The sequence below is a fragment of the Marinobacter sp. MBR-99 genome (assembly GCF_040547575.1).
Classification (GTDB): Bacteria; Pseudomonadota; Gammaproteobacteria; order Pseudomonadales; family Oleiphilaceae; genus Marinobacter.
In genome coordinates this window covers 68,688-83,111 of sequence record NZ_JBEPPY010000001.1, presented here as the reverse complement: position 1 = coordinate 83,111, position 14,424 = coordinate 68,688, and the positions used below count along the sequence as shown (strand labels likewise).

Here is a 14,424-nt window from a genome sequence, read left to right as displayed (position 1 = left end):
ATTATCCGCTTGCTGGGAATAAACAACGTGCCCAAAGGTTTGGCCTGACGTTCAAGTTGTCCCAATTGTACAAAGGGCATTGTTGGAGTCACGTTACGCTCTATACACATTGGTGTCATGGGGCGACACAAAAAAAAGGCCGGGCAGTGAATCCACTACCCGGCCGGGATCATATTACGCAAGGCCAGACGAATCAGCGCTTCGCTGGTCATGTCTGGCTCGGCCACCTTGCTGATGGCCTTCGCGGCCTCCTGGGGCTTATAGCCCAGGGCAATCAGTGCAGCCTCTGCCTCGCCTCTCGCGTCATGGCTGGCCACCGGCGGCGCCGCCGAACCGCCCGGCGCTGCTGAACCCGCTACCGTCGGCGTGAACTGCCCTTCAAGTTGGCCAATGCGGTCTGCCATTTCAATCAGTAGCCGTTCGGCAGTCTTCTTGCCAACCCCGGGCAGCTTGACCAGTGCATTGATATCCCGGGCCTCAACACAGCGGATAAACTGCTGGGCATCCAGGCCGGACAGTATGCCAACCGCCAGCTTGGGGCCAACGCCATTGACCTTGATGAGCAGCCGGAACAGGTTACGATCCAGCCGGGAGGCGAAGCCATACAGGCTCTGGGCGTCTTCTCTGACCGCAAAATGGGTATGTAGGGTAACTTCCTGCCCGATTTCCGGCAGGTGGAAGAAGGTGGTGTAGGGAATGTCGACTTCGTAACCCAAACCAGAGCACTCCACCAGTGCGTGGCCGGGGGCCTTCTCTAACAATGTGCCTCGGATTCTACCGATCAATGCAGGCCTCCTGTGGCTTGTCTGACCCTGTTATTGTTGCCGAACCCGCCCGCTTCGTGCTTTGCCACCGGTGCCGGCGAGCTTCAGTATGCTCTGATTCATGTGGGCATGGCACAGGGCGATGGCAAGGGCATCGGCGGCATCGGCCTGTGGCTTTCGGGACAAGCCCAGCAGAGCCTGGACCATATGCTGAACCTGGGATTTATCGGCACCGCCCGAGCCAACCACCGCCTGCTTGACCTGGCGTGCGGAGTATTCATGGACTGCCAGGCCGCTGTTGGCGGCACTGACAATCGCCGCCCCCCTGGCCTGCCCCAGCTTGAGGGCAGAATCCGGATTGCGGGCCATGAACACCTGCTCGATAGCGAACTCTTCCGGGCGGTACTCACCAATCAACACAGCAAGGCTGTGGAAAATGGTTTGCAGGCGTTCCGCCATGGGCTTTTCACCCACTCGGATACAACCGCTGTCCAGATACTCGATCTGGCGGCCTTCCACACGAATGATGCCGTAGCCGGTGATTCGTGAGCCGGGGTCTACACCCAGGATGATGGCCATCCGCGCCCCCTCAGAGGTAGCTTGAGCAAAAACACTTGGCGCGGAGGCCGCATGGGCAACCTCCGGGCTTACGCATCACTCTTTGTCTTCGGCTTTGTTGCCTTCAACCGCTTTTGCTGAGCGACGCAGGCGAATGTGCAGTTCTTTCAGCTGCTTTTCGTCTACCGCACCCGGCGCCTGGGTCATCAGACAGGTGGCGCTCTGGGTTTTCGGGAAGGCGATCACATCCCGGATGGACGACGAACCGGTCATCAGCATCACCAGACGGTCCAGACCGAAGGCCAGGCCGCCGTGTGGCGGGCAACCGAACTTCAAAGCGTCCAGCAGGAAGCCAAACTTGGCGCGGGCTTCCTCTTCTTCGATACCCAGGATGCGGAACACGGTTTCCTGCATCTTGCCATCGTGGATACGGATAGACCCGCCGCCCAGCTCGGTGCCGTTCAGCACCATGTCGTAGGCGCGGGACAACGCATTGGCCGGATCGGCCGCCAGCTCGTCAGGGCTGCAGGACGGCGCAGTGAACGGGTGGTGAATAGCGGTGAGGCTACCATCTGGAAGTTCCTCAAACATCGGGAAGTCAACCACCCACATCGGCGCCCACTCACAGGTAAGCATGTCGAGGTCATGGCCAACTTTGATGCGTAGAGCGCCCAGCGCTTCGTTAACCACAGTGGTTTTATCAGCGCCAAAGAACACGATGTCGCCGTCTTCTGCTGCAACGCGCTCCATGATCGCCATGGCCACGTCGTCACCCAGGAACTTGATGATCGGCGACTGCAGGCCTTCGACACCCTTGGCAAGCTCATTGACCTTGATATAGGCCAGGCCCTTGGCACCGTAAATGCCGACAAACTTGGTGTAATCGTCAATCTGCTTACGGGTCAGCGCGCCGCCCTTGGGCACACGCAAGGCTGCAACACGGCCTTTAGGATCTTTCGCGGGGCCGGCAAAGACTTTGAAGTCCACGCCTTCCACCAGGTCGTTCACGTCTTGCAGTTCCAGCGGAATACGCAGATCCGGCTTATCGCTACCGTAACGCTGCATGGCCTCGGAATACGGCATGCGCGGGAATTCCGGCAACTCGACATCCAGCACGTCTTTGAACAGCGCCCGGATCATGTCTTCGTTCAGCTTCATCAGGGTCTCTTCATCAATGAAAGAGGCCTCGATATCAACCTGCGTGAACTCCGGCTGACGGTCCGCCCGCAGGTCTTCGTCGCGGAAGCACTTGGCGATCTGATAGTAGCGGTCAACGCCCGACACCATCAGCATTTGCTTGAACAGCTGCGGCGACTGGGGCAGCGCGAAGAAGGAACCTTCGTGGGTACGGCTGGGCACCAGGTAATCACGGGCGCCTTCCGGGGTGGCGCGGGTCAGGATCGGTGTTTCCACATCCATGAAACCGCGGCTATCCAGGAAGTTGCGGATGTAACTGGTTACCCGGGAACGGAAACGCAGACGGTTGATCATCTCCGGGCGGCGCAAATCGATGAAGCGATAGCGCAGACGAACGTCTTCACCCACATCTACGTGCTCGTCCAGCGGGAACGGCGGCGTGGCAGCGGCGTTCAGGATCACGACTTCCTTACCCAGCAGCTCCACCTGGCCGGTCGGCATGTTGCTGTTCTCGGTGCCCGCCGGACGGCGACGCACGCGGCCGGTGACTTTAACAACAAACTCGCTGCGAACCTTCTCCGCCAAGGCAAAGCTCTCAGGGGTGTCAGGATCGACAACCACCTGGGACATGCCATCCCGATCTCGCAGATCCAGGAAGATAACCCCACCGTGGTCACGGCGGCGGTGTACCCATCCGCAGAGAGTGACTTCCTGATCGATGTGGGATTCGTTGATCCCACCGCAATAATGACTGCGCATATCGGTTCCCGTTGTATCTGAATGTGTTCGCGTTTAATAAAAGCGTCTGGGCAAGCTGATGGGGATGGCTTTCCGAAACCGTGCGGAGCCATGGATGGCGGAGCCGAGCGTACATGGATGTATTCACAGCGTGTTTTGGAAAGCCATCCCCATCAGCTTGCTTGCAGCATTTTTGAGGCCGCCCGCAAATGTCAGCGACCATAGCCGAAAAGCCGCCCATTATAAACACAATGACATTGAAAATCAGGCGTCCCGGAAGAGAATTGGGACAGGATATTGAACGCCGGGATGACTATCAAAAAACCGGGGGCTAGAATGCATGGTTTGACCGGACCATGGAGTAAGACGTTGGCCACCAGAGCAGAACAAAAACTGAAAACCCGACGGGCTTTGATGGATGCCGCCCTGGCACAACTGAGTGCGGACCGGGGCTTTGGCAGCTTGAGTTTGCGCGAGGTTGCCCGGGAAGCCGGCATTGCTCCCACCTCCTTCTACCGGCACTTTTCCGAACTGGATGAACTGGGTCTGGCACTGGTCGATGAAGGCGGTGTTGCACTGCGGCAGTTGATGCGACAGGCGCGTAAGCGAATAGCCCGGGACGGCAGCGCCATCTCGACATCTGTCGACACGTTTATGGAATATCTGGGCAACAACTCCAATCTGTTTCGCCTGATGCTACGGGAACGCACCGGGGTATCGAAGCCATTCCGGACCGCCGTTAAGGCTGAAATTGATCATTTCGTGACAGAACTGGCAGACGACCTTGGGCGATTTGCGGAAGAGCAGAACAAGCCTCTGGCGGATGCCAGGCTGGTGGCCGAGTCCATGGTCACGCTGGTGTTCAATCAAGGTGCGGAAGCGCTGGACGCCACGCCGAAGGAACGGGACGAGCTGAAAGCCAAGCTGAAAACGGAATTGCGCATGATTCTGGTGGGCTCCCAGACCCTGGCGCAGTGGCAGCAGGGCCGGGAATAACCGAGGCCCGATTCAGGCCAGGGATTGCAGCAAGGGCTTCAACCTGGCGTGAATGTCTGCCAGCTCGTCATCCGTGTACGGCACATGAGCCTGCTTGCCCCACACAGGACCCGGCCACGCCGGGTCACCTTCGAAGCGCACGATGTGGTGCAAATGAAGCTGCGGCACCATGTTACCCAGTGCCGCCACATTCATCTTGTCGCCGCTGAAAAGCTCCATCATGCCTTGGCTAAGCGTAGACGACTCTTCCAGCAACCGCACCTGCTGCTTATGGTCCAGCTGGTAGATCTCCCGGATGTCCGGCACCGCCGGTACCAGAATAAGCCAGGGCCAGGTGCTGTCGTTCATCAGCAGGATTTCGCAGAGACGGCTGTAGCCCAGGTGGTGGGTATCTGCCGCCAGTCGCTCGTGAAGCTGAAACATCACCCACCTCTCTCGATCAGACCGCAGAATGGAACTGATTACGCCCACGACCGATGGCGTAGTAAACCAGGCCATAGCGTTCTAGCATTTCAGGTTCGTACAGGTTACGACCATCGAAGACCGCCGGCTGTTTCAGGGCACCGGCAATCAGCTCGAAATCCGGAGAGCGGAATTCTTTCCACTCGGTACAGATGGCCAGCACATCGGCACCTTTGAGGGCCTGCTCCTTGGTGCCACATAGCGTCAGGCCTTCGTGGTCGCCGTAGATGCGCTGGGTTTCTTCCATGGCTTCCGGATCAAAGGCCTGCACCGTAGCGCCCGCCTTCCAGAGATCCTCCATCAACGTCCGCGAAGAGGCTTCGCGCATGTCGTCGGTGTTCGGCTTGAATGCCAGGCCCCAGACCGCAACCACCTTGCCTTTCAGGTCCCCCTGGAAGAAATGGCTGATCTTGTCGAACAGCACATGTTTCTGAGCGTAGTTAACGGCTTCCACGGCGTTCAGCAGTTTGGCTTCGTAATCGCAAGCGCCAGCAGTCCGAGCAAGCGCCTGGACGTCTTTCGGGAAGCAGGAGCCACCGTAGCCGCAGCCAGGATAGATAAAGTGGTAACCGATACGCGGATCAGAGCCAATTCCCCGACGCACCGCTTCGATGTCGGCTCCCAGGCGCTCGGCCAGGTTGGACATTTCGTTCATGAAGCTGATCTTGGTGGCCAGCATGGAGTTGGCGGCGTACTTGGTCAGTTCTGCCGAGCGGATATCCATGAAGATCATCCGGTCGTGGTTGCGGTTGAACGGGTAGTAAACTTCCCGCAACAGCTCGGCTGCCTGCTCGCTGTCGGTGCCCACCACAATGCGGTCCGGCTTCATGAAGTCGTTGATCGCAGCGCCTTCTTTCAGGAATTCAGGGTTGGACACCACATCGAAATCCAGCTCCAGACCACGCTTGTCGAGCTGTGCGCGGACCGCTGCCTTTACTTTGTCGCCGGTACCCACGGGTACGGTGGACTTGTCGACGACCACTTTGTAATCGTCCATGTACTGGCCGATGGATTTGGCCACCGCGAGCACGTATTGCAGATCGGCAGAGCCGTCTTCATCCGGCGGTGTGCCTACCGCAATAAACTGCAGAGTACCGTGTTTGACAGCCTGTTCGGTGTCGGTGGTGAACGACAAACGGCCGGCTTCTACGGTGTGTTTGACGATGCCATCCAGACCTGGCTCGTAAATCGGGATCTGGCCATTCTTCAATTTCTCAATCTTGCCCTGGTCCACATCCATGCACAGCACGTCATGGCCTACATCCGCCAGGCAGGCGCCTGTCACCAGGCCCACGTATCCGGTTCCGAAAATCGTAATCTTCATTGAACAGTTCCTGAAAATCGTTGTTTGAGAGTGTTACCGAGAGGCTTTTTTCTTCTGCCAGACCGCTTCCCAGGCCAGAGCGGTACGCACGATGGTATTGAGGTCATCGTAATCCGGCTGCCAGCCCAGAACATTCTTGATTCGCGTGTTATCGGCCATCAGCGCTGCCGGGTCGCCGGCACGGCGCCCAGTTTCGGTTACCGGGAAGTCGACACCGGATTCGGCCTTTACCACATCAATCACTTCACGCACCGTAAAACCGCGCCCATAACCACAGTTGAGCACCTGGGACTCCCCGCCGCCAGCCATGTAATCCAGCGCCATCACGTGGGCTTTTGCCAGGTCTTCTACATGGATGTAGTCGCGAATACAGGTGCCATCACGTGTTTCATAGTCGGTACCGAATACGCTCATGCCCTCACGCTGACCAGTTACACATTCGCAGGCCACTTTGATCAGATGCGTCGCCTCCGGTGTCGCCTGCCCTAGCAAGCCTTCCGGATTGGCGCCGGCCACGTTGAAGTAGCGCAGGATAACGTAGTTAAGGCTACTGGCCGCTGCCAGGTCCATCATCATCCGCTCGCTCATCATCTTGGAGGCGCCGTAGGGATTGATCGGTGCCAGCGGAAGATCTTCGGTGAGGACTGTTTCTTCCGGCATACCGTAAACTGCGGCGGTGGATGAGAACACCATGTACGGCACCTGATGACGCTCAACCGCCTTAAGCAGGTTCAGAGTATTACGGGTGTTATTACTGTAGTATTTTAGGGGGTTGGCAACAGACTCCGGCACCACGATGTTCGCCGCAAAGTGCAGGACCGCCTCGAACTTATGGGCGGAAAATACCTGTTCAATGGCCTCTTCATCCGCAAGGTCAGCCACCACCAGTTCCCCGGCGGTCACCGCCCAACGATAGCCGGTGGAGAGATTGTCAAACACCACAATGTCGTGGCCCGCCGCCGCCAACTGGCGAACAACGTGGCTGCCGATATAACCGGCACCGCCGGTAACGAGAACTTTCATGCGCTTGCGCTTCCCTTCCCTGAGTGTTGTTGTCGGCGCTGCCGGATTTCCCGACGGCGCCGGCTGAAAAATTCGGAGATCACCTGACCACACTGCATGGCCATCACACCCCCACAAACCTCTACCCGCCAGTTCAGGTGCGGCTCTTCCAGAGTTCTTCTGGCCGACTCAACGGCACCAGCCTTGGGTTCCACGGCACCATACACTAACCGGCTGACGCGACTGTGAACAATAGCACCGACACACATGGTGCAGGGTTCCAGAGTCACATAAAGCGTGGCACCAGCCAACCGGTAGTTGCCCACACGGGCCGCTGCGTCCCTTAGCGCCCTGATTTCTGCGTGAGCAGTCGGGTCGCAGTGGGAAATCGGAGCGTTAAAGCCCGCCCCGATTTCCTTGCCATCCAGAACAACGACAGCACCCACTGGCACTTCCCCGGCCGCCCCGGCCTGGGCAGCGAGTTCCAGCGCCCGAGCCATCCAATGCTGATCTTCCGGCGTGTCGCTCACTGTCACTTATCCCCGATCTATCCAGGCCCTGGACTCACTCCCACTCGATCGTCGCGGGTGGTTTGGAGGAGATATCATAGGTAACACGCGATACGCCGGAAATCTCGTTAATAATCCGGTTGGAGACGGTTTCCAGCAGATCGTATGGCAGGCGCGCCCAGCGTGCGGTCATGAAGTCGACAGTTTCCACAGCCCGGATGGCTATCACGTATTCGTAGCGGCGGGCATCACCCACCACACCGACGGATTTCACTGGCAGGAATACTGCGAAGGCCTGACTCGTCTTGTGATACAGGTCGGCCCGGTGCAGCTCTTCCAGGAAGATGGCGTCTGCGCGGCGCAGGATCTCTGCGTATTCCTTCTTGACCTCGCCAAGAATGCGCACGCCCAGACCCGGCCCCGGGAACGGGTGACGGTAAACCATGTCGTAAGGCAGGCCGAGTTCCAGGCCAATCTTGCGAACTTCGTCTTTGAACAACTCCCGCAGCGGCTCAACCAGTTTCATTTTCATGGTTTCCGGCAGCCCACCCACATTATGGTGGGATTTGATGACATGGGCTTTACCGGTTTTGGAAGCGGCAGATTCGATCACATCCGGGTAGATGGTGCCCTGGGCCAGCCAGTTCACGTCTTGAATCTTGGCGGCCTCGGCATCGAACACATCAATAAATGTGTTACCGATGATCTTGCGCTTCTGCTCCGGGTCGTTAACACCCTTGAGCTTGGACAGGAACAGGTCTTCGGAATCCGCACGGATGACTTTCACACCCATGTTGCTGGCGAACATGTCCATCACCTGATCGCCTTCGTGCAGGCGTAGCAGGCCGTTATCCACAAATACGCAGGTCAGTTGATCGCCGATGGCCTTGTGCAGCAGGGCCGCAGTTACCGAGGAATCGACACCGCCGGACAACCCCAGCAGTACCTTTTCAGAGCCTACCTGTTCACGAATCTGGCGAACGGCATCATCAACAATCTTGGCCGGTGTCCACAGGGCCTCACAGCCGCTGATATTGAGGACAAAATGTTCAAGAATCCGCTTGCCCTGGAGTGTGTGTGTCACTTCCGGATGGAACTGGACACCGTACAGGTTGCGGCTGAGGTCCTGCATGGCGGCAATCGGAGCGCTCTCGGTAGAGGCAAGCAGCTCAAAGCCTTCTGGCATGGCGACCACTTTGTCACCATGGCTCATCCACACGTCGAGCAGGGACTCACCCGCTGGCGTCAGGTGATCGGTAATGTCCTGCAGCAGGGGGCCCTTGGCCCGGACTTTCACCTGGGCGTAGCCGAATTCGCGCTTCTCGGAGCTGGCAACACGGCCGCCCAGTTGCTCTGCCATGGTCTGCATGCCGTAGCAGATACCCAGAATCGGAATGCCTTTGTCGAACAAGCCTTCCGGCGCACGGGGGCCACCCAGCTGGGTTACCGATTCCGGACCACCCGCAAGGATGATGCCCTTCGGATTGAACTCGTTGAGTTCTTCGTCTGTTACGTCAAAGGCTTTGATTTCACAGTACACGCCAATCTCGCGCACTCGGCGGGCAATCAACTGGGTGTACTGGGAACCGAAATCGAGAATCAGGATACGGTGGTCGTGAATGTTCTGAGCCATGGAGTCCTCGGGCTGTAAAGAAACAGCGCGGCCCGGAAACCGGGCCGCGTCAAATCAGGCAGTCGTTAACCGATTCGGTAGTTGGGGGCTTCTTTGGTGATGGTCACGTCATGCACGTGGCTCTCACGCATCCCGGCGTTGGTGATGCGCACGAATTCGGGCTTGGTGCGCATTTCATCCATGGTGGCACTGCCTGTGTAACCCATGGATGCACGCAAACCGCCCACCAGCTGGTGCACGATGTTGCGCATGGGGCCTTTGCAGGCCACACGGCCTTCAATGCCCTCCGGCACCAGTTTTTCAATACCTTTGCTGGCATCCTGGAAATAGCGGTCGCTGGAACCCTGCCCCATGGCACCGATAGATCCCATGCCACGGTATGCCTTGTAGCTGCGGCCCTGGAACAACTCAACCTCGCCCGGCGCTTCATCGGTACCTGCCAGCAGACTACCAATCATGACGCTGTGAGCACCTGCTGCGATGGCTTTCGCGATATCACCGGAGAACCGGATACCACCATCGGCAATCACTGGCACACCGCGTTCTTTCAGCGCCGTTGCCACGTTAGACACCGCCGAGATCTGCGGCACACCGATACCGGCGACAATGCGGGTAGTGCAGATAGAGCCAGGGCCGATACCCACCTTGACTGCGTCCGCGCCGGCATCAGCCAGAGCAATCGCCGCATCCGAGGTAGCGATGTTGCCGCCGATCACCTGAACATCGGGGTAGTTCTGTTTTACCCAGCGCACGCGGTCAATCACGCCCTTGGAGTGGCCGTGGGCGGTGTCCACCACAATGACATCCACACCCGCTTCGGCAAGCGCTGCAATACGGGCATCGGTGTCACCACCGGTGCTTACCGCCGCACCCACACGCAGACGGCCCTGCTCGTCTTTGCAGGCCAGCGGGTAGTCTTTGGCTTTCTGGATATCCTTGACGGTGACCAGGCCCCGCAGTTCGAAGTCGTCGTTCACCACCAGAACTTTTTCAATGCGGTGACGATGCAGCAGTTCCTTGATCTCTTCCAGGCTGGCACCCTCTTTGACAGTGACCAGTTTTTCCTTCGGCGTCATGATGTCACGCACCAGCGTGTCCATCCGGCTTTCGAAACGGATATCACGCCCGGTGACGATGCCGACCAGATCACTGCCGTCAACAACCGGGAGGCCGGAAATGCTGTTGGCCATCGTGATATCGACCAGTTCACGTACAGTGGTTTCAGGCGTGACGGTAATCGGATCTTTAACAACACCGCTTTCGTATTTCTTGACCTTGCGTACGGCAGCTGCCTGCTGTTCCACTGACATGTTCTTGTGCATGATGCCGATGCCGCCTTCCTGAGCCATGGCGATAGCCAGCTCGGCTTCAGTGACCGTATCCATGGCCGATGACACCAGCGGAATGTTCAGGGTGATGCCTTTGGTCAGTTGAGTCTTCAGCTCCACCTGGTGAGGCAGAACTTCGGAATATCCGGGCACGAGGAGAACGTCGTCAAACGTGAGGGCTTCTTCGGCAATACGCAGCATTTGGGTCCGCCTTTTGAACATGCTAAGTTTGGAAATTCCATGCTGTGCCCGCGGCGGCACAACAAAGCAAAATCCTTAATCGATCTATTATAAAGTGGTGCTAACGGACAGTAAACCGCGAGGTTTTTGCCCTTTGGTTGCATCTTTTTGAATTTCCGTTATTTTTACCCTTCTCTTTCGGCTATTGCGTATGAACAATCACGGAGCGCACCTTTGATACCCCCTTATCCGGATTCCCGGCCCCGAGCCCTGTCGGTCAGTGAACTCAACCATCAGGCACGACATCTGCTGGAAACCAGCTTCATGCAGGTGTGGGTGGAGGGCGAACTGTCCGGGTTTTCCAGGCCTTCCTCCGGGCACTGGTATTTCTCCCTGAAAGACCAGAAGTGCCAGGTGCGCTGCGCCATGTTCAGGGGCGCCAACCAACGCCTGCGCACCCTGCCCCGCGAAGGCGACCAGATCCGTATTCGCGGCAAGGTCACACTTTATGAGAACCGGGGCGATTACCAGATTGTCGTTGAACACCTGGAGCCAGCGGGGCTGGGCGAATTGCAACAGGCCTTTGAGGCCCTGAAGCTGAAACTGCAATCAGAAGGCCTGTTTGATCCGGCCAGAAAAAAGCCACTTCCAGCCACACCACGCCACATTGGCGTTGTGACCTCGCCCACGGGCGCCGCCATCCATGACATATTGACCGTGCTTGCCCGCCGTTGCCCGGCTATCCCCGTCACCCTCTACCCCACTGCAGTTCAGGGTAAGGCCGCCACGGCCGACATCGTCAACGCTATCCAGCGGGCCCAGCAACACGGCGTTGCCGATGTGCTGATCATCGGGCGTGGCGGCGGCTCACTGGAGGATCTGTGGTGTTTCAATGAAGAAGCAGTGGCGCGGGCCATCGCCAGCTGTTCCATTCCCACCGTGAGCGCAGTGGGCCATGAGGTTGACGTAACCATTGCCGATTTCGTGGCAGATCTTCGCGCCCCGACACCCTCGGCGGCCGCTGAAAAGATATCTCCGGACCAGAACCACTGGCTGCGCCGACTGAACGAGCAGGAACTGAGGCTGAGCCAGGCGGCGCGCCGACTAACCCAGCGCCTGCATACCCAACTGGGCCACCTGTCTGCGCGGCTGAGAGACCCTCGCAGGCAATTGCAGGAAAAAGCACAACGCATGGATGAGCTGGACGTACGGCTGAACAAGGCGATCGCCCAGCGACTGACCCAAACCCGGGTAAAAACCGATCACCTGACCCAGCGCCTTGCCACCCAATCCCCACGCCGGACACTGATCGCCGCCCGGGACCAGGTGACCCGGCTCCATGAACGCCTGGAGATGGCCACCCGCCATTACCTGAAGCAGCAACAGGAACGCTACCAATACAATGCCCAGGCACTCCATGTTGTTAGTCCACTGGCCACCCTGGGGCGGGGTTACGCAATTGTCAGGGATGAGCAGAACCAGATTGTTCGTGACGCCAGCCAGCTCGGCGAGGGCTCAGCCATCACCGCCCGCCTTGGCAGGGGCAGTGTTTCCGCGAAGGTGACAGAGATCAATTCCAGCGGGGATTGAACGGACAAAAACGACCGACTACGCCTATGGTCTAGTAGCTCCTGTTTCTAAAGGTCCTACAGTTGTGCATAACAGCCATACAACAATAACAGCACAACTGAGGTGGAAAGTATGACCTACCACTCCGAGTTCCGCCGGTCCGTCGACCAACGGGATGATTTCTGGCGCGAGCAGGCCCAGAACATTGACTGGATCGAATCACCGAAAACCATCTGGCAAGCACTCGATAACGGTCACGGCCAGTGGTTCCCTGATGGCGTCCTGAATACCAGCGACGTAGCGCTTGACGCCAATATTCGCGCGGGCCGGGGCCAGCAGACGGCCCTGATTTACGATTCACCGGTCACCAACAGCCAGCAAAGCTACACCTATGAAGAGCTGCGGGATGAAGTAGCCTTGTTCGCCGGCGCCCTGCGGGCGCGTGGCGTAGAAAAAGGTGACCGGGTCATCATCTACATGCCCATGATTCCGCAGGCGGCCATTGCCATGCTGGCCTGTGCCCGCCTTGGCGCCATCCATTCGGTGGTGTTCGGAGGGTTTGCGGCACACGAACTGGCGGTGCGGATTGAAGACGCCAAACCCAAGGCACTGATCACGGCGTCTTGCGGCATTGAAGTCACCAAGATCATTGAATACAAACCCCTGGTTGATAAAGCCATTGATCAGTCCAGCTACAAACCTGAACTGTGCGTGGTGTACCAGCGGCCACAGGTCGCGGCCACCATGCAAGACGGCCGGGATTATGACTGGAACGACATTACCGCCAATGCAGAACCCGCAGACCCGGTGCCGGTCAAGGCTACCGACCCGCTGTACGTGCTCTACACGTCCGGCACCACCGGCAAGCCCAAAGGCGTGGTTCGGGATAACGGTGGCCATGCGGTGGCGCTCAAATACAGTATGAGCCTGGTCTACGACGCCAAACCCGGCGATGTCTTCTGGGCGGCGTCAGACGTGGGCTGGGTGGTAGGCCATAGCTACATTGTCTACGCGCCGCTGTTCGCCGGCTGCACCACTATTCTGTATGAAGGCAAACCAGTCAAAACCCCCGATGCCGGCGCGTTCTGGCGGGTTGTCGAGGATCACAAGGTGAATATGCTGTTCACCGCGCCCACCGCTTTCCGAGCCGTGCGTAAGGAAGACCCTGAGGCTGATCAGCTAAGCCGCTACGATGTCTCGTCGCTCAAGCGCATCTTCCTGGCGGGCGAGCGACTGGACCCGCCAACTTACGAATGGCTCAAGGAACACACCGGTCTGCCAATTCTGGACCACTGGTGGCAGACCGAGACCGGCTGGGCCATCTGCTGCAACCCGGTAGGCATTGAAATGATGACCACCAAACCAGGCTCCGCGACCGTACCGTCACCCGGTTTCAATGTGCAGGTTGTCGACCTGGAAGGCAGCCAGGTACCGGCCGGCGAACAAGGCCAGGTCGCCGTTAAACTGCCTTTGCCACCAGGATGCCTGATGACCGTTTGGGGCGACGACAAACGCTTCCAGAGCAGCTACCTGAACCCAATTCCGGGCTTCTACAGTTCAGGCGATGGCGGCTTCATTGACGATGACGGCTATGTCTTCATCATGGGCCGAACCGACGACGTGATCAACGTAGCGGGACACCGCCTGTCCACCGGGGAAATGGAGGAAGTTGTCGCCTCCCATCCAGCCGTGGCGGAGTGCTGTGTAGTGGGCGCCCATGACGACATGAAAGGCCAGATTCCGGTCGGCCTGGTACTGATCAAAGATGGTGCGACCATAGACCAGGACGAACTGGAAGAAGAATTGGTGGAAATGGTTCGGGACAAGATTGGCGCGATCGCCTGCTTCCGCCGGGCCATGGTGGTGGAGCGCCTGCCGAAAACCCGTTCCGGCAAGATTCTGCGACGGGTTATCCGCCAGATTGCAGACGGTGAAGAGTACAGCGTTCCCAGCACCATTGATGACCCAGCGATCCTGGCAGAGATCAGCGAGAAATTTGTGCGCTGATCCACTCACTCCTCACGCACGGCATTGAAACACAACTCTGCCCCAACAACTGGCAGAGTTGTGTTTCATGGTTATGACAACCCATTGTTTTTTATCAACTAAAATCCCGTAACTGATCACCAAAAAAACAATTGACGCCCCCCAAAGTCGGTCTATACTGAAAATTGCTGTGCTCTTCTGCAGCGGTATTTGACGAATGCGCTACAACGTCCTGCCC

General features: G+C 58.1%; 12 protein-coding genes. 3 read left to right on the top strand and 9 right to left on the bottom strand.

The window, feature by feature from the left end; genetic code table 11:
* Window positions 1-155: 155 nt before the first annotated feature.
* The 3 genes from ruvA to aspS form a co-directional block, all read right to left on the bottom strand.
* Entirely contained in the window at window positions 156-785 is a 630-nt protein-coding gene (gene ruvA / locus ABIE59_RS00410) for a Holliday junction branch migration protein RuvA (protein WP_354443250.1), read from the bottom strand.
* Window positions 786-815: 30 nt separating this feature from the next.
* Window positions 816-1,343, bottom strand: coding sequence for a crossover junction endodeoxyribonuclease RuvC (ruvC, locus tag ABIE59_RS00405; RefSeq protein ID WP_354443248.1), 528 nt, complete (start codon window positions 1,341-1,343; stop codon window positions 816-818).
* 75 nt (window positions 1,344-1,418) lie between these two features.
* On the bottom strand, window positions 1,419-3,218 hold the full coding sequence (gene aspS, locus ABIE59_RS00400; protein WP_354443246.1) for an aspartate--tRNA ligase: 1,800 nt from the start codon (window positions 3,216-3,218) through the stop codon (window positions 1,419-1,421).
* A 348-nt stretch (window positions 3,219-3,566) separates the two neighbouring features.
* Between aspS and fabR the strand changes: the two genes are divergently transcribed.
* Window positions 3,567-4,193, top strand: a complete 627-nt coding sequence (fabR, locus tag ABIE59_RS00395; protein ID WP_354443244.1) for an HTH-type transcriptional repressor FabR — start codon at window positions 3,567-3,569, stop codon at window positions 4,191-4,193.
* A gap of 12 nt (window positions 4,194-4,205) precedes the next feature.
* Here fabR and ABIE59_RS00390 read toward each other — a convergent pair whose 3' ends face one another.
* From ABIE59_RS00390 to guaB, 6 genes are all read right to left on the bottom strand, one after another.
* Window positions 4,206-4,616 carry an HIT domain-containing protein gene (locus tag ABIE59_RS00390; RefSeq protein ID WP_354443242.1) on the bottom strand — a complete coding sequence of 137 codons (411 nt, stop codon included), beginning with the start codon at window positions 4,614-4,616 and terminating at the stop codon, window positions 4,206-4,208.
* Between the two features lie 16 nt (window positions 4,617-4,632).
* Complete coding sequence (locus ABIE59_RS00385; protein ID WP_354443240.1) at window positions 4,633-5,979, bottom strand: UDP-glucose dehydrogenase family protein; 1,347 nt, start codon at window positions 5,977-5,979, stop codon at window positions 4,633-4,635.
* 33 nt (window positions 5,980-6,012) lie between these two features.
* Window positions 6,013-7,002, bottom strand: a complete 990-nt coding sequence (galE, locus tag ABIE59_RS00380; RefSeq protein WP_354443238.1) for a UDP-glucose 4-epimerase GalE — start codon at window positions 7,000-7,002, stop codon at window positions 6,013-6,015.
* Window positions 6,999-7,511, bottom strand: a complete 513-nt coding sequence (gene tadA / locus ABIE59_RS00375) for a tRNA adenosine(34) deaminase TadA (protein WP_354443236.1) — start codon at window positions 7,509-7,511, stop codon at window positions 6,999-7,001. The genes galE and tadA overlap by 4 nt, the downstream gene beginning before the upstream one ends.
* 34 nt (window positions 7,512-7,545) lie before the next feature.
* Complete coding sequence (gene guaA / locus ABIE59_RS00370) at window positions 7,546-9,123, bottom strand: glutamine-hydrolyzing GMP synthase (RefSeq protein ID WP_354443234.1); 1,578 nt, start codon at window positions 9,121-9,123, stop codon at window positions 7,546-7,548.
* A 65-nt stretch (window positions 9,124-9,188) separates the two neighbouring features.
* Window positions 9,189-10,652 carry an IMP dehydrogenase gene (gene guaB, locus ABIE59_RS00365; RefSeq protein WP_354443232.1) on the bottom strand — a complete coding sequence of 488 codons (1,464 nt, stop codon included), beginning with the start codon at window positions 10,650-10,652 and terminating at the stop codon, window positions 9,189-9,191.
* A 213-nt stretch (window positions 10,653-10,865) separates the two neighbouring features.
* Here guaB and xseA point away from each other — a divergent pair, with 213 nt between their 5' ends.
* Both xseA and ABIE59_RS00355 read left to right on the top strand, forming a co-directional pair.
* The gene (gene xseA / locus ABIE59_RS00360) at window positions 10,866-12,221 is read left to right on the top strand and encodes an exodeoxyribonuclease VII large subunit (RefSeq protein WP_354443230.1); all 1,356 of its coding nucleotides are present in this window, start codon (window positions 10,866-10,868) and stop codon (window positions 12,219-12,221) included.
* A gap of 102 nt (window positions 12,222-12,323) precedes the next feature.
* Window positions 12,324-14,207: a propionyl-CoA synthetase gene (locus ABIE59_RS00355; RefSeq protein ID WP_354443228.1), complete on the top strand. Its 1,884-nt coding sequence runs from the start codon at window positions 12,324-12,326 to the stop codon at window positions 14,205-14,207.
* Window positions 14,208-14,424 lie beyond the last annotated feature (217 nt).